A 23758-nucleotide genomic window follows, 5' to 3' on the forward strand; every position below is an offset into this window, starting at 1 on the left:
CGAAACCGAATATCAAAAATTCAGAATTATCCAAGATCAAAAATTTATTTCAGATTTTGATAAAGAAATTAAAAATATAAAAAAGTAATGAAAATAATAGCAGTCATTCCCGCACGTTACGCCTCAACCAGATTTCACGCCAAATTAATGGAAGATTTGGGAGGCAAAACCGTGATTTTAAGAACCTATGAAGCCACCAAAAAGTCTAATCTTTTTGATGATGTTTTTGTAGTTACCGATTCTGATTTGATTTATGACGAAATTGTTTCCAATGGAGGAAAAGCCATAATGAGCATCAAAGAACACGAATCAGGAAGCGATAGAATTGCCGAAGCCGTCGAAAATATGGAGGTGGATATTGTGGTCAATGTGCAAGGCGATGAACCATTTATCAATACAGTTGCTCTAGAAAAACTAATTGAAGTCTATAAGAAAGATTCCGAAAAGAAAATAGATTTGGCTTCGCTAATGTTTGAAATCACGGACGAAGATGAAATTGACAACCCGAATAATGTAAAAGTCGTGGTGGACCAAAATGGTTTTGCCATGTATTTTTCGCGTTGTGTGATTCCGTATCCAAGAGAGAAAAAAGTTGGCGTTCACTATATGCAACACATCGGGATTTATGCTTTTAGAAAACAAGCCTTGATGGATTTCTATAAACTGCCAATGAAGTCCTTGGAAGCCTCCGAAAAACTGGAACAATTACGTTATTTAGAATTTGGAAAACGCATCAAAATGGTAGAAACCAAAGATAAAAGTATTGGTATTGACACGCCAGAAGATTTGGAGAAGGCGAGGAGATTGTTATCTAAATAAATAGTAAATCTTTAAATTTTTAATTAGTTTTATCAATAATAAAAGCAACATATGAAAAAAATAATTTTCCATCTGGCCCTTTTGTTGACTTTTGCAAGTCAGGCACAAATGAAGGCAGATGATGTAAAAACGTTTACACTCAACAATGGAATGAAATTTCTAGTTGTTGAAGATTTCTCAATTCCCAATGCTAATATGTACTTTTTTTATAAAGTAGGAAGTAGAAATGAACATCAAGGAATAACTGGACTTTCTCATTTTTTTGAGCACATGATGTTCAACGGTGCCAAGAAATATGGGCCAAAAGAATTTGACCGTACAATGGAATTCAACGGAGGTTCGAATAATGCTTACACCACAGAAAATGTTACAGTTTACACCGATTGGTTTCCTGCTTCGTCAACTGAAATTATGTTTGACCTTGAAGGCGACAGAATTGCTAGTTTGAGTATTGATCCAAAAATGGTAGAAAGTGAAAGAGGAGTGGTGTTGAGTGAGCGTCGAACTGGACTGGAAAATTCTCCTTGGAGCTTATTGTCACAGTCTATGCAAGCTACTGCTTTTCAGGAACATCCTTATCATTGGCCAGTAATGGGCTATGAAGATGATATGAAAAACTGGACTCAACAAGATTTAGAACTTTATTTTAAAACTTATTATGCTCCTAATAATTGTGTTGTTGTAGTTTCGGGTGCTATCAAATTGGAAAAAGTAAAAGAATTGGCAAAAAAATATTTCGAACCTATTCCAGCACAACCAGCGCCACCAATTGTTCACATTGTTGAACCAGAACAAACAGGAGAAAGAAGAATTACTGTAAAAAAAGAAGTTGCAACTCCTTATTTGATGATTGGGTATCATACACCAGAATCTAAGAATGAAGATTATTATGCGTTGAATATTTTAAGTTCAATTCTTTCTAGTGGAAATTCTTCACGATTATACGCTTCATTGGTAGATCAAAAACAAATGGCTACTCAAATAGTTACTGATTATGGGGATACTTTTGACCCTAATTTATTCAATATTTATGCGGTTGCAAATAAAGATGTTAAAGAAACAGATTTAGAAGAAGCAATTTATGCCGAGATTGAAAAAATTAAAAAGGAGGGCATCAGCGAAAAGGAACTTCAAAAAATTAAAAATCAGAAATTAATGGAGTTTTATGACCAAGTGGAAACTATTAATGGGAAGTCTAATAATATAGGAACTTATGAAGTGTTTTTTGGAGATTATAGAAAAATGTTTGATGCTCCAGCCAATTATAATAAAATTACAGTAGCCGATGTGCAGAGAGTGGCACAAAAATATTTTAGTAAAAGCAATCGAACTGTAGGTGTATTAAAAACTAATGTTGAAGAATAAAATTATGGAAGCAATAAAACAAAAAATCACACTATTTTGTCTGTTGGCTATTAGTATAAACTTATCGGCACAAAGCTTTAAATTACCTAATTACACCACTTTTAAATTGCCAAATGGTCTCACTATTTCCTTGATGGAGCAACATGATGTTCCTACTATTAGTGTTTCCGTTATACTTTCTGCAGGAGCAATTTGTGACAAAGAAAAATCAGGTTTGGCTTCATTGACAGCAATATCTTTAATGCACGGTACAAAAAATTTTCCAAAAACAAAATTAGATGAAGAGCTCGATTTTATAGGTGCCAATGTTGATACTTATGCAACTAAAGAATTTTCTGGGCTTACATCAAATTTTGCTTCAAAGGATAAAGACAAAGTATTGACAATTATTAAAGAAGTTCTGCTTAATCCCGTTTTTGACAATGAAGAGTTTGAAAAAGAAAAAAGGCGTTTATTGGTATCTCTAGAACAACAAAAAGAAAGTCCTAGATCAGTAATTGGTCCTTATTTTGACACTCTTTTGTATGGTAGTCACGTTTATGGTAATGTAATCAGTGGGAATAATGCAACTGTAAGTAAATTATCAGTTGAGGATGTGAAAGATTTTTATAATTCAAATTATAAACCTAACGAAGCAGCCATTTGTATCGTTGGAGATTTTGTTTCCAAGGATATGAAAACAACTTTGACCAAGTTATTTTCAGGTTGGGAAAAATCAGTTAAGGAAAAAGAAAATTTTGCTGCAAAACTAGTTGTGATTCCTACAGAAAGTAGAGTTCTATTAGTGAATAAAGAAGATGCAAAAGAAACTACTTTTTATATTGGTTCTCCTGGAATTAGCCGAAATAACCCTAATTTTGTAGCAATTGAAGTAGTAAATACTCTTTTTGGAGGGCGTTTTACATCAATGCTAAATGATGAGCTAAGAGTCAATTCAGGTTTGACTTATGGTGCATTTAGCGGGTTTAATAAATTGAAGTATGGAGGTTCATTTATTATTAGCACTTTTACTGATAGTAAAACAACCGAACAAGCTATTAATTTGACTTTAAATGTTTTAAATAAATTACATACTAATGGAATTGATGAAAAAGCATTGACTTCGGCTAAAAATTACGTCAAAGGACAATTTCCACCTGACTTTGAAACGAATAGTCAATTAGCAAATTTACTTTCAAAAATGTATTGGTATCAATTTGACAAATCGTTTATCGATAATTTTGAAAAAAATGTGGATAGTATAGATTTAGCAAAAGCAAATCAAATTATTACCAACTATTTTCCAAAAGACAAGTTGCAATTTGTATTAGTTGGGAAATCAGATGACATTAAAAAGATTGCCGAAAAGTATGGCAAAGTAACTGAAGTGCAAATAACGGATGATATAAAGAATTAAGACAACAATAAAAAAGGGATTAAGTTCTCTTTTTTTATGGAATAAATACTCGTAAATTAAGATTCGTTATCAAGGTCAAAGTAACCTTTGGTTTTTATTTTAGTAGAGAAAAAATTCAAAAACAAAATTACAAAAAACAAGAATAGCAACGCTTGAATACTTGCCAATATTTTGCCAATGGTGGTTACTGGATAAAAATCTCCATACCCTATAGTAGATGAAGTAATGGTGCTATAATATACTGCATCAAACCAGTCATTGAAAGGTTGGTTTAGATAATTCCCGCAGGAATAAAGCACAGCAAAAGCAAAAATAATTTCTAAATAATTAAGAAAAAGTAAGAGCATTGACCTCTTATAGGAACGTGGTTTTGAAAACATATCTGAAGCAAAAATCAATGTTGGGATGTACAAAACAGTTTCTAATAATACATAAATCATTATCCAAATTACAAAACGATTGCCTTGCCATTGATTGATTAAAATCAATACTGGAAAACTGACTTTTAGTAAGACATAAAAATCCAATGCCAAATCTCGGTATTCATATCCTCTTTTATTGGCTAAATATTTGATGTAAACACCAGGAAAAAGCAATACCGACGAAGAAAGAAATAAACGAACAATTTTCTCTATTCCGTTATCGTCTTGATGGTCGTTATTCCATATTGACTTAATGTTTTGAATGCGTTTTTGTATAGGATTATAATTTTGTTTTGGAATATTAGACACTTTTCCTAACAAAAGTTTTTTTAAGATAGATTTCATAAAATTGAAAGATTGGAATAGGACATCTAATTTACGAAATAATTGCTTTACATTTTGATGCAATAATTTAAAATTTGCTTTCAACTATAATCAACTCATTGGTTTCTTCCATTTTATTCAATTGGATTATAGTATATTTATTGGAATCAAAGTTTTTTATATAATCTGAGTTAAGCTGTCTTTGGTTTTTGTTCAAAATCATCGTATTAAAAAGTATAAAACCTTTGGAATTCAATAGAGAACAGGTTTTTTCTATGAATTTTTTTTCAAATAAGAAATCTGGCATTTTCGTATCTTGAAAAATATCGATGATAATTAAGTCGTATTGATCATTGGTTTTTGAAACAAACTCAAAAGCATCATCGATTATGATTTCAAGGTTTTTAATTTCGTTAAGATGGAAATATTCATTGGCAATTTCAATCACGGCGGTATCAATTTCAACTCCAGTAATTTTAGCTTCAAAATTAATTTCATCAACCAAAGTTTTGATGACACTGCCACCAGCAACTCCAAGAACGAGAATTTTTTTCATCGCTTGGATTTTTTCGAAACCAATAACTTTCAATCCTTTTCTTAAGATGCGTTGCAAACTGCCATAAGAATAATTAGCGTTATTACTGTCCAAGACTAATTTACCATTTGTCCAAGTAACTTCTAGCGTTTGGCTTATGGTTGATTTTTGTTTGAGGATATTGAGAGGAATGATATAACTGAACAGTTTTTTGAACATTTGAAAATATTTTTCCAAAAATAGGAGATAAATGTTAATTTTACTAAAAATAGGTTTCAAATGAAAAGGAGTATTTATAAATTTATTTTCTTCCGACTGATGGGATGGAAAATTGAAGGCACTATTGATAAAAACATCAAGAAATGTGTTATGATGGTTATTCCACATACGAGTTGGCACGATTTCTATTTGGGGATATTTACCAGAGGAATTACCACTTTAGAAATGAATTTTATTGGAAAAAAAGAATTGTTTCGGTTTCCGTTCGGATTCTATTTCCGATGGATGGGTGGAGCACCAATAGATAGAACTGGAAGTTTGAACAAAGTAGATGCGATTGCAAAAATATTTGAAAGTCATACTGTTTTTAGACTTGCCATAGCTCCTGAAGGGACAAGAAAAAAAGTTACTGAATTAAAATCGGGTTTTTATTATATCGCTATAAAAGCAAATGTTCCTATAATTCCAGTTGCTTTTGATTTTGGTAATAAGACAGTAAATATTGGCAAACCATTTTATCCGACTTTAAATTACGAAAATGATTTAAAAATTTTATTAAACCATTTTGATGGAGTATTAGGAAAAGTTCCTGAAAATAGTTATTCTGGCGAATAAGTTCTAAAACTTCCATTTTTATAGAAAATCACAATTCGATCAATTTCCGAATTGTTTTTTTGAGTTGCTACCATTTGAGTATTTGGAATAGTATTTCTAAAATTTTCATCCACACGATTTTTGGTTTCTACAATTTTCTCAGAAAACAAATCTGCTTGTGTGTCAATCTTAGTATCAATAATTGTATTATCGAATGATGGAGTAGAAGATGAAATAGATGCACCAATTTTATTTTGTGATTTTGGAAAAGTTCCTTTGCCATTCAAAATCCAATACAAATCAACGTCTGGAAAAACCTCAATGATTTTTAATATAAAATCCAAACTTGGTTTGTTTCTACCTGAAAGTAGGTGAGACAAACTAGAACGCTGTACGCCAATTTTATCAGCAAATGAGGAAGCATTTAGGCTGTTGTAATCGAGTATAATTTCTAATCTTTTTATGAAATCGTCAGTGTTTACCATTGTGAATTGTGTTTTAAAAAATCAGAGTTACAAATGTAACTAAATAAAATAGAAGTACCAAAATTACAGATGTAAATCGTTATGATAGTATCCATTCGTTATAATTACAACATAAAGTGATTGTATATAAATAACTGATAATAATGTCATTAAAATTAATTTAATATTAATTAAACAATTGTCAACAAAGGATAGCAAAAAGGGACTGTTATAGATTAAAATACTGTTTACATTTTTAAATTATTACAATTATTTAAAGTTTACAAATGTAATTATAAAGATGTTTACTTTTGTAAAACAAAATTATACCTATGGATTTAGAACAATTATTCAATCAATACAAGGAGCAATCTTTGCAAGGTCGATACATAACTTTAGAGTCAATTGAACCTGTTTTGGAAAATAGTAATACCAATAATAAGCTGAAAATTATTGGTAAATCAGTGCTTAAAAAACCCATTTATCAATATGAAATTGGCAATGGAATAACTAGAATTTTGCTTTGGTCTCAAATGCACGGAAATGAAAGTACAACTACAAAAGCACTTTTTGACTTCATCAATTTGTTAAATGGTGATTCAGAATTAGCAAAACAGTTTCTTAATACTTTTACTTTTTGCTGTATTCCGATGTTAAATCCTGATGGAGCAAAGTTATATACACGCGAAAATGCAAATAAAATTGACTTAAATAGAGATTCTCAAAATCTTTCCCAACCAGAAAGTTTGGTTTTAAGAGCTGCTTTTGATAGTTTTAAACCTGATTTCTGTTATAATCTTCACGATCAGCGAACAATTTTTGGAGTTGGAAGCACTGGTAAGCCAGCAACTTTGTCTTTTCTGGCACCTTCTTATAATGAAGCGCGAGAAATTAATGCGTCTCGATTGAAGGCAATCAACTTGATTGCGGGAATTAATGATGTTTTGCAAGAATATATTCCTGGTCAAGTAGGGCGTTTTGATGATTCTTTTAATATAAATTGTATTGGAGATACTTTTCAATATATGGGAGTTCCGACGGTTTTGTTTGAGGCTGGACATTTTCAGAGTGATTATTTTAGAGAAGAAACCCGAAAATATGTTTTTATAGCTTTAGTTTCGAGTTTTAAGATACTAAGCGAAAACGATGTAGTCGGCAATAAAAGTGATAAATATTTGAGTATTTCTCAAAATAAAGTAGTTTTTTATGATTTTATATATAAAAATATCAAAATAAATTATGATGGTATTGAAATAATCACGAATTTTGCTGCTCAATATAAAGAAGAACTAGTAGAAGGTAAGCTTTGTTTTAATGCGTACATCGTAAAGATAGGCGAATTAGAAAATTATTTCGGACATTATGAATATGATGCTAAAGGGGATTTATACCAAGATAATCATAATAATGTTCCTAGATTAGATCAAAAAGCTGATTTTTATTTAAAAAATAACATCGAGTTTGTTAATGGTTTGATGAAAACATAAAACTTAATATTTATGTTGATTTTTACAGGTTGCAATTAATAATATTAATTTAAGAATTATGAGTAAGTTTCGTTTAGATGAAGTAGATCACCAGATTTTGGACATGTTGATTGACAACACAAGAATTCCGTTTACGGATATTGCAAAAAAATTATTAATTTCTGCGGGAACTGTTCATGTCAGAGTTAAGAAAATGGAAGATGCAGGAATCATTATGGGTTCCTCATTAGTTTTGGATTATGACAAATTAGGCTATTCTTTTATTGCTTATGTTGGAGTTTTTCTTAATAACACTTCACAGACAAAGTTTGTTTTGCAACGTATTAATGAAATCCCTTTTGTAACAGTAGCTTCAGTAACTACAGGGAAATTCAATATATTTTGTAAAATTAGAGCGAAAGATACTAAACATGCAAAAGATGTAATTTTTATGATTGATGATATCGAAGGAGTTTATAGAACTGAAACTATGATTTCATTAGAAGAAAGTATTAATGACAAAAAGCGATTGATGCATACGATTTTTAAGAATATGTAATCACTTGAAAACTATATTATAAGTTAACCTCAAGTGAATTCTTGGGGTTTTTTTATGATTTATTATTCCAACCACAACTAATTATGCTACTATGTACACGCTTCCAAAAATAGAACGTTTTAATCAAGAAGTTCTTTCAAAATATCATATTTACAACAGTGTTTTTATAACCTTACCTTTCGATTCCATTGATAATACAGGAGTTTTACTTCCATTGTTTGCAGATGTTTGCGACAATGGTTTCAAAAAACAGAAAGATCCTAAAGAGATTGTTGATTTTTTTTCAGAAAAATACCTGCACAATGCTTCAGAAACAGAAAAAATAGATTTAATGTTTCGTTTTATTCAATATATAGAACGTCAAATTGTTCTTTTTGATGCCATCGAAGATGCAGCTTTTCCAATTGTTAATAATATGGAAGGAAGAGGTTCCTTGCGTGATATTAAAGAAAAGTCAGATGCTAAAAATAAGAAAGAGGAATTAATCGATTTTCTTGAAGATTTTAATGTAAGAACGGTATTGACTGCTCATCCAACTCAATTTTATCCGGGATCTGTACTTGGAATTATAAACGATTTAACTGAGGCAATTCGTCAAAATAATTTATTAAACATAAAGCAATTATTGGCTCAATTAGGTAAAACACCTTTCATTCAGACCGTTAAGCCTAATCCTTATGATGAAGCAGTAAGCTTGATTTGGTATCTTGAAAACGTATTTTATGAGACTTCAGGTGAGATGATTCACTACCTAGAAAAAAACTTATTTGACGGAAAATCTATTCAAAATCCATTAATAAAACTTGGATTTTGGCCAGGAGGAGACCGTGATGGAAATCCTTTTGTAACTACCGAAATTACTCTTAAAGTAGCGGAAAGACTTAGAACTTCGATTTTAAGATGTTATTACAATGAGATAAGAAACCTTAAACGTAAATTAACTTTCTTTGAGGTTGACGTTTTGGTTGCGGAACTTGAATTTAAATTATATCGTTCTGTATTTTATTCAGAAGAAGATATTTATATCACTTTGAATGAATTCAAAACACAATTAAATAAAATAAAAACCATAATAATCGAACGTCATCAATCCTTATATTTAGATGAATTAGACGCGCTTTTGATCAAAGTAAATTTATTTGGTTTCCATTTTGCAACCTTAGACATTCGTCAAAATAGTAGAGTTCACGATTCTGTATTTAAGGACGTTGTTGATTATTTTGTGAATTCAGGTTCTACTATTTTTCCAAAGAATTATTATGAACTATCTGAGGAGGAAAAGATAAAATCACTTTCAGATGCCTCTGGAAATATTGACTCGAGCGTTTTTGAAAACGAAATGACAAAATCAACAATTGAGTCTATACAAGCAATTAAACAAATTCAAGAAAGAAACGGAGAATTTGGTGCCAATCGTTATATTATAAGTAACAATGAAAGTGCGCTTAACGTGATGGAAACTTTTGCACTTATTCGTTTAAATAATTGGAAAAATCCTTTGGTTGATATAATTCCGTTATTTGAATCAGTTGATGATTTAAAAAGTGCGCATATTATAATGGAAAAATTATATACCAATCCAGCTTATTCTAATCATCTAAAAAACAGAAATAATAAGCAAACAATAATGCTAGGTTTTTCTGATGGAACTAAAGATGGTGGCTATTTGATGGCAAATTGGAGTATATATGAAGCTAAAGAAGAGCTTACTGCAATGTCTCGTAAATACGGAATTAAAGTTATTTTCTTTGATGGTCGTGGTGGTCCACCTGCACGTGGTGGAGGGAAAACGCATAAATTTTATGCTTCCTTAGGTCCAAATATTGAAAACAATGAAATTCAAGTTACTGTTCAAGGGCAAACTATTAGTTCTAATTTTGGAACTTTGGATTCTTGCCGAAATAACTTAGAAAATTTATTAAGTGCTGGAGTAACTAATCAGGTTTTTAGTAAAGGAAAAAATGAGTTAAGTGTTATTGAAAAAGAAGTATTGGGACAATTAGCAGAATCAGGATATCAGAAATATTTGAATTTTAAGAATCATCCAAAATTCATACCTTATTTGGAGCAAATGAGTACCATTAAATATTATGCAAAAACAAATATTGGAAGTCGTCCTTCAAAGAGGAATAAGTCTGATAATTTAGATTTCAAAGATTTGCGTGCTATTCCATTTGTAGGTTCTTGGAGTCAGTTGAAACAAAATGTTCCTGGGTTTTTTGGTGTTGGTTCTGCGTTAAAACATTTTGAAGATAATGATCAATGGGAAAAAGTACAGGACTTATATGACAATTCATTATTCTTTAAAACATTATTGGAAAACAGTATGATGTCATTGGCAAAATCATTTTTTCCGCTAACAGCTTATATGAAAAATGACCCTGAGTTTGGAGAATTTTGGCAAATTATTTATGACGAATTTTTAGAAACAAAAAGAATGTTGTTAAAAATTGCAGGTCATAAAGAGCTAATGGAAAATTATCCTGACGGTAAGGCTTCAATTGATATAAGGGAGCGTATAGTATTGCCTTTGTTAACTATACAGCAATATGCTTTATTGAAAATTAATGAATTAAATAGACAAGAAAATCCAAATTTAGAACTGATTAAAACTTACGAAAAAATAGTTACACGTTCGCTTTTTGGAAACACAAATGCTAGTAGAAACTCAGCTTAATCTCTGATTTATGAAACCAAACGAATTATTAAAAACAGAATATTCTACTTTTAATGCTACTTATATAAATGCATTAGAAGATATTGGATTGTTAGAAGGATTGGAGATGGGCTTAAATGAATTGGTTTCCTTTGTTGCAGCTATTCCGGTCGGAAAATTGGAATACTGTTATGCAGAAAATAAATGGACAATTAAGGATATAATACTTCACATTATTGATGCTGAACGTATTTTTGCTTATCGTGCTCTGAGAATAGGTAGAGGTGATAAAACTCCTCTAGCGGGATTTGAAGAAAATGAATATGTTCCCATTGCTATGGCAAATAGTAGATCTTTGGAAAGTTTGATTGAAGAATTTAAATTCGTTAGAAATTCTACATTAATTTTATTTAAAAATTTTTCTGACGAACAATTAACTTTTCAAGGAATCTCTTCAGATAATATAATTTCAGTTCGTGCCATAGGTTTTCTAATTACTGGACACCAAAATCATCATATAAGAGTTATTAAAGAGCGTTATTTGTCATAATTTAGAATAATTTCATAAAAAAAGGAACTTCTCTTTTGAGAAGTTCCTTTTTTTATTTTAGTGATGTGAATTATTACAAGTCATCATCTTCATCATCGTCGTCGTCAAAATCCTTTTCATCTGAGTCGTCGTCATCTGAGTCATCATCAGTTTCAGGTTTGTCATAATCGTCATCATCGTCGTCGTCGTTTTCGTCGCTATCTTCATCATCATCAAGACCTTTTATTGGGATAATAGGTTCGATCTCTACCGCGATTTCATCATCCTCATCATAATTTTCAATTCTATCTGCAAGTTTAGTACTTACTTTAACCAAATAGATGGTGTCTTCAGTTCGTACTTCAACAGCTTCAATCAATTCGTTTTTTGCATTTCTAAAACGTATGATGTTTGAATCATCATAGCCATCAGGAAATCTTTCGACCAGTAGGTTTAAAATTTCGTGGGTAAGTTTTGCATAATCAACAATTACTCTCTTCATAAATTAATTCTATAAATCTAACAAATAAGCGAAAATTAACGGGGCAACAATTGTAGCGTCCGATTCTATTATAAATTTGGGGGTATTAATATCTAATTTTCCCCAGGTAATTTTTTCATTAGGTACAGCTCCAGAATAAGAACCATAACTGGTTGTGGAATCTGAAATCTGACAAAAATAACTCCAAAAAGGGATATTATGCATTTCCATATCTTGATACAACATTGGTACAACACAAATTGGAAAATCACCTGCAATTCCTCCGCCAATTTGGAAAAAACCAACACCATTAGCACTGTTTTTTGGATACCAATCAGATAAGTAAACCATATATTCAATACCTGATTTCATTGTTGAAGCCTTTAAGTCTCCCTTTATAACATAGGAAGCAAAAATATTTCCCATCGTGCTATCTTCCCAACCTGGTACAATAATAGGTAAATTTTTCTCAGCTGCAGCATACATCCAACTGTCTTTTAAGTCAATTTCGTAATATTCTTCAAGAACACCAGAAAGTAACATTTTATACATAAATTCATGAGGAAAATATCTTTCTCCTTTTTCATCTGCATCTTTCCAAATTTTGTATATATGTTTTTGCAAACGTCGGAATGCTTCGTGTTCAGGAATACAAGTGTCGGTAACTCGATTTAATCCTCTTTCAAGTAATTCCCATTCGTCTTGTGGTGTTAAATCACGATAATTTGGGACTCTTTCGTAGTGAGAATGTGCAACTAAATTCATGATGTCTTCCTCAAGATTTGCACCAGTACACGAAATTATTTGAACTTTATCTTTACGGATTATTTCGGCAAATATCTTTCCTATTTCTGCGGTACTCATCGCACCAGCCATACTCACCATCATTTTTGCCCCATTGGCTAATTGTTGTTCATATGCTTTTGCAGCATCAACTAAAGACGCAGAGTTGAAATGCAAATAATGCTTTTCGATAAACTGGCTTATTGGTCCTTTATTCATTTTTTTAAATTTAAAGATTTAAAAATCGAAACCTTGAAAAAGATTTTCAAATTTAACGAATTTTCAAATAGACTAATTATTAATTATATATTTATTTTGTGTAACCTAATATTTTTAAAACCTCCTCAGCGGTTTGTTGTTCCGAAAAAACTTCTGTTGCTAATATTCCATTTTCATCCTTATCTATAAGTATATGTTTGGGTTGTGGAATTAAGCAGTGATGCAAACCTCCGTGACCTCCAATGGTTTCTTGATAAGCTCCAGTGTTGAAAAATCCTATATATAATGGTTTTTCTTTATTGTATTTTGGCAAATAGATGGCATTCATATTTTGCTCAGAATTGTAATAATCATCGCTATCACAAGTTAGACCACCCAGGAGAACTCTTTCGTAAGTATCATTCCAGCGGTTGACTGCTAACATAATAAAGCGTTTGTTTATCGCCCAAGTATCAGGTAAAGTAGTAATGAAAGAAGAATCAATCATATTCCATTTTTCCCTGTCATTTTGTTGTTTTTGATACAAAATTTGGTAAATAGCTCCGCCACTTTCTCCCACTGTAAAAGATCCAAATTCAGTAAAAATATTCGGAACATCAACTTCAGCTTCATCGCATGCAATTTTGATTTGATTGATAATTTCGTCAATCATATATTGATAATCATATTCAAAAGCTAATGAATTTTTTATCGGGAAACCTCCACCAATGTTCAATCCATCTAGTGTTGGGCATTCTTTTTTTAGTGCAACATAAACTTTGATACATTTCACTAATTCGTTCCAATAATAGGAATTATCATTGATACCTGTATTGATAAAAAAGTGCAACATTTTAAGTTCCAATTTTTTATTATCTTGAATTTGTTTCTTGTAAAATTGTACTATGTTTTTATATCCAATTCCTAACCTTGAGGTATAGAATTCAAATTTTGGTTCTTCCTCGGCGGCAATACGAATTCCTATTTTAAATTTTCTCTTGATTTTGTCTTGTAAAATATCAAGTTCTTCAAAATTGTCAATTATTGGAATGGTATTTTTATGACCATTATTGATTAATCTTGCGATGTTCTCAATATATTGATCTCTTTTGAAACCATTGCAAATTACATAAGTGCTTTTGTTAATTTTGCCAGATGCCAACAAATTTTCTACGATATTAATGTCAAAAGCAGAAGAAGTTTCTATGTGAATGTTATTCTTGAAAGCTTCGTTCATTATATATTCAAAATGAGAACTTTTGGTACAATAACAATAGAAATATTTAGCCTCGTATTTATTTTTTTCCATCGATTTTCTAAACCAGTTTTTGGCTTTGTTAATGTTATTGGAAATTTGAGGTAAATAGGTAAATTTTAATGGAGTTCCGTATTTTTCCACTAGTTTCATCAAATCGATATTGTGAAACTGAAGATTGTCTTTGTCTAAAGTAAACTCTTCTTGAGGGAAATAATAGGTTTGATTTATTAAATCAAAATATTTTGTATTCATTTAATTTTCAGTATTTTAGGTTATTGCACAGTAAAGTAAAACAAACTAAAATTCAAACCCTAATATTTGCATATATAATTTGAAGCTTCTCGTGATCTGCTTTCATATATTGAAATATATCAAAACTAAAAGTTTCTTTAGTGCTATAAAAACGTTTCAATATTCTCGATAAAGATCTATTGCTATTATTTTTGATGGAACTATAATTTCCTTTGTTTTGATTATTTTTCATTGGCGCAAATGTAAAAAATAATATATTCGTAATGCAATCCTTTTTAGTAAAATAATTAAGATTTATAATCTTCAAAAGCTTTTAGAATCAATTCATTTTCAACAGATTGGTTGATTATTATTTTTCCAATACTGTCTATCAATGCAAATTGTATATTTCCGTACTCATTTTTTTTGTCGTGAATCAACAATTCTACGATAGGTTCAATGTCATTTTCCTCAAAAATGATGTTATCATAAATTGTCTTTATTGCATTTTTTATTTGTTGATATTCTTCTTTGCTTATCAAATCTTTTTCTAAGGAAATATAACTTTCTAATATCATTCCAATCGCTATTGCTTCACCGTGCAACAAGCTTGTTTTATTTTCATTTTCCAAGAAATAACTTTCGATAGCGTGACCAAGAGTATGACCAAAGTTCAATGCTTTTCTAATATTTTTTTCAGTTGGATCCTGAATTACAATTTCGTTCTTTATTTCTACAGAACGATATATTAATTCATCAAAATCGGCAAAATCAATAGCTTTCAAGTCCAAGAATTTTTCCCAATATTTTTTGTCATAAATTAATCCGTGTTTTAGCATTTCGGCAAGACCAGAGCGCATTTCTTTTTTAGAAAGTGTCTCCAAATATTGGGTGTCTATAAGCACCATTTTTGGAACATTGATAACACCAATCTGATTTTTTAAATTGCCTAAATCAACTCCGGTTTTTCCACCAACTGAAGCGTCAACCATAGAGAGTAGAGTAGTAGGGATATGAATGAAATCAATTCCTCTTTTGAAAGTTGATGCAACAAATCCTCCCAAATCAGTGACAACGCCGCCACCAAGATTAATGACCAAGCTTTTTCTGTCAGCTCCAAGTTCAGTCAATACATTCCAAATTTCGACACAAGTCTCAATATTTTTATTAGGTTCACCGGCTTCGAATTCAACTATTTCTATGGTAAGTTCCGTTGCTAAATAAGGAAGGAATTTAGATAGACAAAACTCATTTGTATTGCTATCAACAATAATAAATAAGGTTGAATATTTACTTTCGTTTAGGAATAAATTTAAGGCGCTATATCCTTTTTCGTTGAAATGAATTGGATAATTATTGGCTTGAATTGTTTGCATTTTATTTTATTGATTGAAACCGCAAAATAAGGTAAATTTTGCTGAATAATTTTCAAAACTCTCTTTATATTTGTACAAAAATATAACAAAAAATGAAGAATTTATTCAAAAACACACAAATTGCCTTCTCATTAAAGAGCGATACGGAACTTGATAGAGCTTATTTTCTTTTCAAATTAATAGATAATCAGCCCTTGGTTCGAATAGGAACTGCGGTGACTAACTTTGCGATAAAAGCAAATTTGCCGGTCGAAGGTTTGATTCGCGCCACTGTTTTCGACCATTTTTGTGGCGGTGTTAATGAAGACGATTGTATTTCCGTGGTTGATAAAATGTATACCAAAGGAGTTTCTTCCGTTTTAGATTATTCAGTTGAAGGAAAAGAAGAGGAAGGACAGTTTGATGCCGTTTTGGAAAAAACGTTGAAACTTATTGCTTTCGCTAAAGAAAAAATGGCAATCCCGTTTGCGGTTTTTAAACCATCAGGTTTTGGACGTATCGATTTGTACCAAGCTGTTGGAGAAGGAAAAAAAATATCACCGGCCGAAACCGAAGAATGGAATAGGGTAGTGGCTCGTTTCGATAAAGTGTGCAAGGCATCTCACGACAATGATATTGCACTTTTGATTGATGCTGAAGAAAGCTGGATGCAAGATGCAGTTGATAATTTGGTTGAAGAAATGATGCAGAAATACAACAAATCGAAGCCAATTGTTTTCAATACATTGCAATTGTACCGTTGGGATCGATTGGACTATTTGAAAAAACTACACGAACAAGCAAAAAAAGAAGGTTTCTACATTGGGATGAAATTAGTTCGTGGTGCTTATATGGAAAAAGAAAATGAGCGCGCCATAGAAATGGGTTATCCAACTCCGATTTGCTCTTCTAAAGAAGCAACTGATAAAAATTATGATGCTACCGTAAAGTATATGGTAGACAATATAGATATTATGTCTGTTTTTGCAGGAACCCATAATGAAGAAAGCACTTATTTCTTAATGGATTTGATGGAAGAAAAAGGATTAAAATCCAATGATGATAGAATTTGGTTTGGACAATTATATGGAATGAGCGATAATATTAGTTTCAATTTAGCTGCAAACGGTTATAATGTTGCCAAATATTTGCCTTTTGGTCCTGTAAAAGATGTTATGCCTTACTTAATTCGTCGTGCCGAGGAAAATACTTCTGTCGCAGGGCAAACCAGTCGTGAATTGAAAATGATAAAAGAAGAGAGAAATAGGAGGAAAGGGAAGTAGATTTGAATTAAGTAAAAAAAAAAACAGAATTAGAAAATTAATCATTATCATATTTTTCTTTTCAATCTTAAGTTGTGAGAAACAAGACAGTAACGATAATTTGATTGTCGAAAGTTTTAAATCAGAGAATAATTTATTAAAACAGAAAAATGATTCTCTCAAAAGAGAATTGGAGAAAGCCATTTTGAAAGGTAATTATTGGTTCGATGCCGAATATGAAGGAATAAATTTCGCTGATAAAAGGATAAATAATCCTGAAAAGTATATTGAAAATGCCTTAAGAGAAAAGCCAGAATTAATTCCTTTAAAACCTACATTGGGAGGGAAAATGGTATTTGACAATATTCAAATTCCTGGTAAGGAATGGGTAATTGCCGATTACAGTGATGGACACGTTCAAGGCAGAACGATTTATAGTTATAAATTAAATAATAACAAGTTGGAATTTAAAATATTGAAATCTTCTATACAAAATTAAAAGTCGAGTAAAATAAAAAAATAGAACACGGATAAAACGGATTTTTACTGATATTACTATAAAAATCCGTTTTTATCGGTTTAAATCCGTGTCATCCGTGTGCCATTTTCAAAATTGGTATGAGTAATGCATAGTCATATAGTTTTATAGAAACAACAAGATTAATGTCAATACAATTCCAGCTGCTGTAAAGTATAATCCTTTTTTGAAAATGGTTGTTTTTGGCATAAACATCCAAAAAGCAGAAACCACAAAAAATAAAAGCGACATTGCAAAAAACACATTTAAAAAGAACAGTGGATCTCCTGATTTTGCTTTATGTAGATGAGTCATTTTTTCGATTATCGCTGGAAGTTTTTCCGTTTTATAATCTGCCACACCTGTTTTCTTGTTATAGGTACCGTTTTTAAAATAAACAACATCACCTTCTTCACGTTGTGCTTTAAACTCACGAATCTCTAGCATTCTACCTAAATCCTCTGCGCTGGCATTTGGTTTAACTGTTTTAACAACTTGATTTTCTTGTTTCAAAAACCCTGTATCTCTAAAAATTAATACTGTACCACTTAAGGCATAAACGGCCATAATTCCAGCAAGGAAAAAGCCTAAATAACGATGAACGATGCGCATTGTACCACTAAGGTTTCGTTTTTTTGACATTATCAAATAGTTTTAAAGTTTAAAAATTGTTTTTGTTGTTAAGTATAGAACTTCTCTTTTAAAAAAAAGTTGTTATTGTTGATTAAATTAAATACAATTGAAAATATGGAATCTAATAATCCTCCTATTTTTGGAAGACTTTACTACTTATCCATTTTCTTACAGGTATGTCATATAGTTTTAAGCAAGCATAAGCAATAGCAACACACGATAGCAAAACTAAGATGCTTATAGGATAGGCTTCACTAAACTTGATTTTATTATTTACAACCCAAGCGGTATAAATGTAAATTATTGGATAGTGCGTAATGTAAATTGGATAGGAGATGTCACCAAAAAATTTGCATACTCTTGAAGAAAATTTATTTTTTATTTCTCCTGATGCTGCTATGAAAATCACAAGCGGAAAAAATAAGATAACAACTGCTGAATCATAAATACCATTATACCATATATGTTCGCTTCCGCCAATTCTTGGCATAGCTAATGCAATTATAACTAATAAACTTGACCAAAAAAAAGCATTTTTTACTTGAATTAATTCCCCCATTCTAAAAAGTAATATTCCAGCAAAAAAGGGATACATCATTCGAGCAAAACCAATATGAATATGTTCAGTATTTAAAGACCAACCTCCTACAAGATAACCATTTGGACTTGTTATTGCAAGATGAATTAATGCACATCCAGAAATAAAAACTAAAATTGAAAGCACTGTTTTTGAAAATTTTCTAACGAAAAGTCCATATAATATATTGGCAATATATTCATAAAACAAAGACCATCCTGGTCCATTAAGCGGATGCATTTCCGCCCAACCCCGAATATCCAAAGAGGGTGGAAGAGGTATAAGTGTAAATCCAATAACCATTGTCAAAAGTACTTTCCAAACAGGAACTTCCATTAATTTAGGCCAAAGTATTGTTGAACCTTGAAAATAAAATAACAATGCACCGATGATCATTCCCATAATAACCATTGGTTGAAGCCTAATTAATCTGCGTTTGAAAAAATTTCCAATTGACATTTTATCCCATCTATCATCATAAGCATAAGCAATTACAAAGCCGGAAAGTAAAAAGAAAAAATCAACTGCAAGATAGCCGTGGTTTATTACTTGATCCAGATAGCTTGTGGCGTGTGCTTCAAAAATGTGAAAAGCAACTACCATTATCGCTGCTACTCCACGCAATCCATCTAATATGGGATAATGAGGTTTTGAACTTAAAGTATTGTTATTCATATATTTTAATTAAACATAAATAAGGGAACAAAATTTATCGGTATTATTTTCATAGAATAATCCAATTCTCAATTAATTTTAAGTTTTAAAAGCCTAACATTACTGTTAGGCTTTTAAGGTGATTTTTTACAAAAGCTAAATATATTAAAATTTTAAGAATTGAGTACAAATTAATGTTTCAAATCTGAAAATTGACTGTCAGCAGCAAATGAAGAATTTGTTTTTTCAACAATTAATTCTTTTGCTAAAGAAAAATTGGCAGTTTGTTTAATGTTTAATGATGAAGTTCCGATAGACACTTTATAAGCACCAGCTTCAGCAATCCAAGCATTTTTAGCAGTAACAAAAGAAGCTAAATCTTTAGGGTTTATGGTTAGAGTAATTGTTTGGCTTTCACCTGGTTGCAATAATTTTGTTTTTGCAAAAGCTTTTAATTCTGAACTTGGTTTATCTGTATTTTTAGATGGAGCCGAAAGGTATAATTCTACCACTTCTTTTCCAGCTATTTTCCCTGTGTTTTTTACAGTTACAGTTGCTGTCATTTTATTGGCAAAATTTGAACCGCTTAATTTTAAATCAGAAATATCAAAATTCGTATAAGACAATCCGTAACCAAATTCATAAGAAGGTTTTACATTAAATGTGTTGAAATAACGATATCCAATATAAATTCCTTCTTCATAAGTTACACTTGTTGGGTTTTCTGCAGGAGTACCAATCCAGTTTTTTGAAGCAGCAGCATCTTCATAATTTACAGGGAAAGTCATTGTTAATTTTCCAGATGGATTCACATTTCCTGAGAAAACATCAGCTACAGAATTTCCACCTTCTTGACCTGGTTGCCAAGGTAAAAGAATGGCATCTACTTTGTCTTTCCAACTAGCGGTTTCGATTACACCACCAATATTCAATACAACAACTACTTTTTTTCCTTTAGCGTGAAAAGCTTCGGCAACATTGTTAATTAAAGTTACTTCGTCAGCGGCTAAATTAAAGTCTTCATCAATTTTTCTATCATCTCCTTCGCCAGCATTTCTTCCTATTGTAATCAAAGCTAGTTCAGATGAGTTTGCTTTGTTATTAATGATTTCTTTATTTAATTCTAATTCTGCAAGTCGTTTTGGTGAGGCTAGTAATCCGCCATTTTTTTCACGACGTTCCATTTCTTTAGCTTTTTGATCTGCTGCGTAAGGTTTGTATAAATCTTCTAGCTCTTTATCAATTGAAAATCCAGAATTAGTTAGCCCGTCAATTAATGAAATGGTATAAGCTTCATTTACATCACCACTTCCTGTTCCTCCTGAAATAAAATCATATGATGTAACACCAAAAACAGCTAATGGAGCAGATTTTGAAGTGAACGGCAAAGTATTGTTATCATTTTTCAATAAGATAGTTCCTTCGGCAGCAGCTTGTCTTGTTACTTGTGCATTAGCTTCTAAGTTTGGCTTATCAGAATATTTGTAATTGTTCATTGATGGAGAACGCAATACCAATTCTAAAATTCGTGTCAAATCTTTATTTACTACAGCTGCAGATAATTTTCCGCTTTTCATATTGTCTAAAATTGCTTGTTTTTGAGCAGGCATTCCAGGCATCAATAAATCATTTCCAGCTGATAATTGAGCAGTAACATCGCTTACTGAATTGGGAGCAAAAGGAGAATTTTTACCACCAAAGCCATCATAACCCCCAAACCAATCTGTCATAACTAATCCTTTAAATCCCCATTCGTTTCTTAAAACTGTTGACAATAAATCTTTTCTTTCAGAGGTATAAGTTCCATTAATTAAATTATAAGAGGACATAATAGTCCAAGGTTGTGCTTCTTTTACAGTGATTTCAAAACCTCTTAAATAGATTTCACGTAAGGCTCTTTCGCTAATATGAGCATTTACACCCATTCTGTTTCGTTCTTGATTGTTACCAGCAAAATGCTTAGCCGAAGTTCCAACACCGTTTGATTGAATACCATTTACAATTGCTGCCGAAATTTTGCCAGTAAGTAAAGGATCTTCAGAATAATATTCGAAGTTTCTACCACACAAAGGATTTCTGTGAATGTTCATTCCGGGTCCAAGTAATACATCAACACCATATTCTTTAACTTCGTTCCCTATTGCTTTTCCAACACTCTTGATTAACTCGGTATTCCAAGTCGAAGCCAATGCCGTTCCTACAGGAAATGCAGTTGCATAATACGTTTTTTCATCATTATTTCGTTTTGGATTAATTCTCAATCCAGCTGGACCATCTGAAACAACAACAGTTGGAATTCCAAGTCGTTTTAATTCATAAGTTCCACCTGCAGCTCCTGGTACTTTTCCTTGAAAACCTTCAGTTGTAAACTTAAATGTTTTAGCATCAAAACCAGGCATTCCAATTCCAATAAGCATACTTGCTTTTTCATCATCAGTCATTTTGCTAATCAAATCTTGAATTCTGTCATTTATTGGCAGGCGAGTGTCTTCATATTTATCTAATTTTCCGTTTTGGTTTAAATCAGAAAAAGTAAATCCATTAATGGTTATTATTGGGTTTCCATTAGCATCTTTAATTTCAGGATTTTTATTCCAAGAAATTCCAGATAATACGAGTGTTGAAAGTAGCGACATTTTCGCAATTTTCGATAAAGAGAAATTTTTCATACGGTTATTTTAGTTAATAATGAATTCATTGCTTCAATATGAAGCAATATTAATTATTATTTTTTAATAATTTACAAAAAAGGGATATTATTTTTATTTATTATTCTCATAAAGTTAAAGTTAGTGGCAATTTTGTATTTTTGCATCGAAAATAAAACTATGGAGTTTAAAAAAATAATTGAAGAAAAATCAGATAAAGCTTGGAAAATCTATATTCCTAATTTGTCTATTGACTGTGTCGTTTTTGGATTTCAGGATGCGAGCTTAAAAGTTTTGGTTACCAAAATAAAAGAAAATAATTTTTGGGCACTTCCTGGGGGTTATGTATTAAAAACAGAGAATATTAATGATGCAGCCAATAGAATTCTTAAGCAAAGAACAGGAGCAGAAAATATATATTTACAGCAATTCAAGGTTTTTAGTGATTTGAATCGATCTGAAAGTTTTTTTGAAGAATTTGACAATACAATTTGGAACAAACAGCGATTTCTCTCGATTGGTTTTTATGCTTTAGTCGATTATTCTCAAGTGAATTTGGTTGTCGATGATATTTCCGATGCTTGTGAATGGAAGTCCATTGAAGAATTACCTCAATTGATGATGGATCACAGAAGCATTTTCGACAAAGCTTTAATCACACTTCGAAAACAATTGAATTATAAACCAATAGGTTATAATTTATTACCTGAGAAATTTACAATGCCCGAACTTCAAAAATTATATGAAATTATTCTAGGCAAAAAGCTAAATCGAGGTAATTTTTTCAGAAAAATGTTGCGATACGACATTTTAATAAAACTAGACGAAAGTAGAAAAGGTGGTGCTCACAAATCACCGGATTTATATAAATTTGATACTGAAAAATATGAAATGGCTTTGAAAGAGGGTTTTAGCGAAGGCTGGTAATAGAAATAATTTAAACTATTTTGAGTCAATTACAGGTTCAAATATCTTTATAAAATCTTTATGCCATTTTATAAAATACCTTTATCACATCATTTAACTTTGTACTTATAAAAGTAAATTGTTGTGAAAAGTATTTCAAGTCATATAAAAATTAGGAACCAATACTTTATCTGCATATTAGCAGTAAGCATTGTGGCTTTACTATGTTTGTTTACACGAAATTTTCTTGGACATAAAGTTGTTGGCTACATATTACTTGTCGTGGTTTCATTATTAGCAATGTTTTTAGACATACTTCCTGTGTTATTGAGTGCAGTTTTAAGTGCATTAATTTTGAATTTTTTATTTATAGAACCTTATTATACGTTCCACATTAGTAGTGCTGAGGATACTTTATTACTTTTTTTATTCTTCCTGATTGCTCTTATAAATGGAGTTTTAACTCATAAAATTAGGAAGGCAGAAAAAAAATTGCAAATAAAGGAAATTAGAGTAAATACAATGAAACTTTATAATGCATTATTAGATTCATTGTCTCATGAATTGCGAACGCCAATTTCCACAATTATGGGAGCAATAGATACAATTCAAAGTAAAACAACAACTATTTCTGAAGAAAATAGACAAAAATTATATTTTGAAATAGAAAAAGCATCCTTGCGATTAAATCATCAGGTTGAGAATTTATTGAATATGTCCAGACTCGAATCTGGAGTGATTCAACCAAAAATGGACTGGTGTGATTTGAAAGAATTGATTTATAATGTCTTAGATCATTTAAAAGAAGATTTGCAGTTTCACAAAGTAGTGGTCGATGCAGATGAAAATTTACCTCTGTTCAAATTGGATTATGGTTTGACAGAGCAAATAATTTATAATTTGATTT

The 23758-nt window shown here is 31.1% G+C and carries 22 protein-coding genes; 12 read left to right on the forward strand and 10 right to left on the reverse strand.

The window, feature by feature from the left end:
- Nucleotides 1-87 precede the first annotated feature (87 nt).
- Genes kdsB through PHC28_RS03145 form a run of 3 tightly spaced genes read left to right on the forward strand, consistent with a single transcriptional unit; the run spans nt 88 to nt 3580 of the window.
- Complete coding sequence (gene kdsB / locus PHC28_RS03135; RefSeq protein WP_300096533.1) at nt 88-819, forward strand: 3-deoxy-manno-octulosonate cytidylyltransferase; 732 nt, start codon at nt 88-90, stop codon at nt 817-819.
- A gap of 51 nt (nt 820-870) precedes the next feature.
- Nucleotides 871-2184 (forward strand): pitrilysin family protein, encoded by a 1314-nt coding sequence (locus tag PHC28_RS03140; protein ID WP_300096534.1) that lies wholly within the window; start codon nt 871-873, stop codon nt 2182-2184.
- 4 nt (nt 2185-2188) lie between these two features.
- On the forward strand, nt 2189-3580 hold the full coding sequence (locus tag PHC28_RS03145; RefSeq protein WP_300096535.1) for a pitrilysin family protein: 1392 nt from the start codon (nt 2189-2191) through the stop codon (nt 3578-3580).
- A 56-nt stretch (nt 3581-3636) separates the two neighbouring features.
- On the opposite strand, the gene PHC28_RS03150 is transcribed toward PHC28_RS03145, so the two are convergent.
- Together PHC28_RS03150 and PHC28_RS03155 are read right to left on the reverse strand one after the other, a co-directional pair.
- Entirely contained in the window at nt 3637-4347 is a 711-nt protein-coding gene (locus PHC28_RS03150) for a potassium channel family protein (RefSeq protein WP_300096536.1), read from the reverse strand.
- A gap of 67 nt (nt 4348-4414) precedes the next feature.
- On the reverse strand, nt 4415-5080 hold the full coding sequence (locus tag PHC28_RS03155) for a spermidine synthase (RefSeq protein ID WP_300096537.1): 666 nt from the start codon (nt 5078-5080) through the stop codon (nt 4415-4417).
- A gap of 60 nt (nt 5081-5140) precedes the next feature.
- Between PHC28_RS03155 and PHC28_RS03160 the strand changes: the two genes are divergently transcribed.
- Nucleotides 5141-5695 (forward strand): 1-acyl-sn-glycerol-3-phosphate acyltransferase, encoded by a 555-nt coding sequence (locus tag PHC28_RS03160; RefSeq protein ID WP_300096538.1) that lies wholly within the window; start codon nt 5141-5143, stop codon nt 5693-5695.
- Here PHC28_RS03160 and PHC28_RS03165 read toward each other — a convergent pair.
- The gene (locus PHC28_RS03165; RefSeq protein ID WP_300096539.1) at nt 5680-6159 is read right to left on the reverse strand and encodes a helix-turn-helix transcriptional regulator; all 480 of its coding nucleotides are present in this window, start codon (nt 6157-6159) and stop codon (nt 5680-5682) included. The two genes, PHC28_RS03160 and PHC28_RS03165, sit on opposite strands and share 16 nt — an antisense overlap.
- A gap of 311 nt (nt 6160-6470) precedes the next feature.
- On the opposite strand from PHC28_RS03165, the gene PHC28_RS03170 reads away from it, so the two are divergent.
- The 4 genes from PHC28_RS03170 to PHC28_RS03185 all read left to right on the forward strand — a co-directional run bounded on the left by PHC28_RS03170 (nt 6471) and on the right by PHC28_RS03185 (nt 11369).
- Nucleotides 6471-7625: a M14 metallopeptidase family protein gene (locus PHC28_RS03170; protein ID WP_300096540.1), complete on the forward strand. Its 1155-nt coding sequence runs from the start codon at nt 6471-6473 to the stop codon at nt 7623-7625.
- A 58-nt stretch (nt 7626-7683) separates the two neighbouring features.
- A complete protein-coding gene (locus PHC28_RS03175) occupies nt 7684-8163 on the forward strand; it encodes a winged helix-turn-helix transcriptional regulator (protein ID WP_073371425.1) in 480 nt (159 codons plus the stop codon).
- Between the two features lie 91 nt (nt 8164-8254).
- On the forward strand, nt 8255-10840 hold the full coding sequence (locus tag PHC28_RS03180; RefSeq protein WP_300096541.1) for a phosphoenolpyruvate carboxylase: 2586 nt from the start codon (nt 8255-8257) through the stop codon (nt 10838-10840).
- A 10-nt stretch (nt 10841-10850) separates the two neighbouring features.
- A complete protein-coding gene (locus PHC28_RS03185) occupies nt 10851-11369 on the forward strand; it encodes a DinB family protein (RefSeq protein WP_300096542.1) in 519 nt (172 codons plus the stop codon).
- Nucleotides 11370-11442: 73 nt separating this feature from the next.
- Here PHC28_RS03185 and PHC28_RS03190 read toward each other — a convergent pair whose 3' ends face one another.
- The 4 genes from PHC28_RS03190 to aroB form a co-directional block, all read right to left on the reverse strand.
- Nucleotides 11443-11850: a DNA primase gene (locus tag PHC28_RS03190; protein ID WP_300096543.1), complete on the reverse strand. Its 408-nt coding sequence runs from the start codon at nt 11848-11850 to the stop codon at nt 11443-11445.
- A 9-nt stretch (nt 11851-11859) separates the two neighbouring features.
- On the reverse strand, nt 11860-12831 hold the full coding sequence (locus PHC28_RS03195) for a deoxyhypusine synthase family protein (protein WP_300096544.1): 972 nt from the start codon (nt 12829-12831) through the stop codon (nt 11860-11862).
- Between the two features lie 91 nt (nt 12832-12922).
- A complete protein-coding gene (locus tag PHC28_RS03200) occupies nt 12923-14320 on the reverse strand; it encodes an arginine decarboxylase (RefSeq protein WP_300096545.1) in 1398 nt (465 codons plus the stop codon).
- Nucleotides 14321-14607: 287 nt separating this feature from the next.
- The gene (aroB, locus tag PHC28_RS03205) at nt 14608-15675 is read right to left on the reverse strand and encodes a 3-dehydroquinate synthase (protein WP_300096546.1); all 1068 of its coding nucleotides are present in this window, start codon (nt 15673-15675) and stop codon (nt 14608-14610) included.
- 92 nt (nt 15676-15767) lie between these two features.
- On the opposite strand from aroB, the gene PHC28_RS03210 reads away from it, so the two are divergent.
- Together PHC28_RS03210 and PHC28_RS03215 are read left to right on the forward strand one after the other, a co-directional pair.
- A complete protein-coding gene (locus PHC28_RS03210) occupies nt 15768-16937 on the forward strand; it encodes a proline dehydrogenase family protein (RefSeq protein WP_300096547.1) in 1170 nt (389 codons plus the stop codon).
- 100 nt (nt 16938-17037) lie between these two features.
- Nucleotides 17038-17415, forward strand: coding sequence for a hypothetical protein (locus tag PHC28_RS03215; protein WP_300096548.1), 378 nt, complete (start codon nt 17038-17040; stop codon nt 17413-17415).
- Between the two features lie 144 nt (nt 17416-17559).
- Here PHC28_RS03215 and PHC28_RS03220 read toward each other — a convergent pair whose 3' ends face one another.
- From PHC28_RS03220 to PHC28_RS03230, 3 genes are all read right to left on the reverse strand, one after another.
- On the reverse strand, nt 17560-18075 hold the full coding sequence (locus PHC28_RS03220; protein ID WP_300096549.1) for a PepSY domain-containing protein: 516 nt from the start codon (nt 18073-18075) through the stop codon (nt 17560-17562).
- A gap of 124 nt (nt 18076-18199) precedes the next feature.
- Entirely contained in the window at nt 18200-19318 is a 1119-nt protein-coding gene (locus PHC28_RS03225; protein ID WP_300096550.1) for an acyltransferase, read from the reverse strand.
- Nucleotides 19319-19488: 170 nt separating this feature from the next.
- Complete coding sequence (locus tag PHC28_RS03230) at nt 19489-21966, reverse strand: glycoside hydrolase family 3 N-terminal domain-containing protein (protein ID WP_300096551.1); 2478 nt, start codon at nt 21964-21966, stop codon at nt 19489-19491.
- A gap of 159 nt (nt 21967-22125) precedes the next feature.
- On the opposite strand from PHC28_RS03230, the gene PHC28_RS03235 reads away from it, so the two are divergent.
- Together PHC28_RS03235 and PHC28_RS03240 are read left to right on the forward strand one after the other, a co-directional pair.
- Nucleotides 22126-22872 (forward strand): NUDIX domain-containing protein, encoded by a 747-nt coding sequence (locus tag PHC28_RS03235; protein WP_300096552.1) that lies wholly within the window; start codon nt 22126-22128, stop codon nt 22870-22872.
- Between the two features lie 192 nt (nt 22873-23064).
- A partial coding sequence (locus tag PHC28_RS03240; protein WP_300096553.1) for a DUF4118 domain-containing protein occupies nt 23065-23758 on the forward strand: 694 nt, incomplete at its 3' end.

The organism is Flavobacterium sp. (genome assembly GCF_028712645.1).
Taxonomy (GTDB): domain Bacteria; phylum Bacteroidota; class Bacteroidia; order Flavobacteriales; family Flavobacteriaceae; genus Flavobacterium.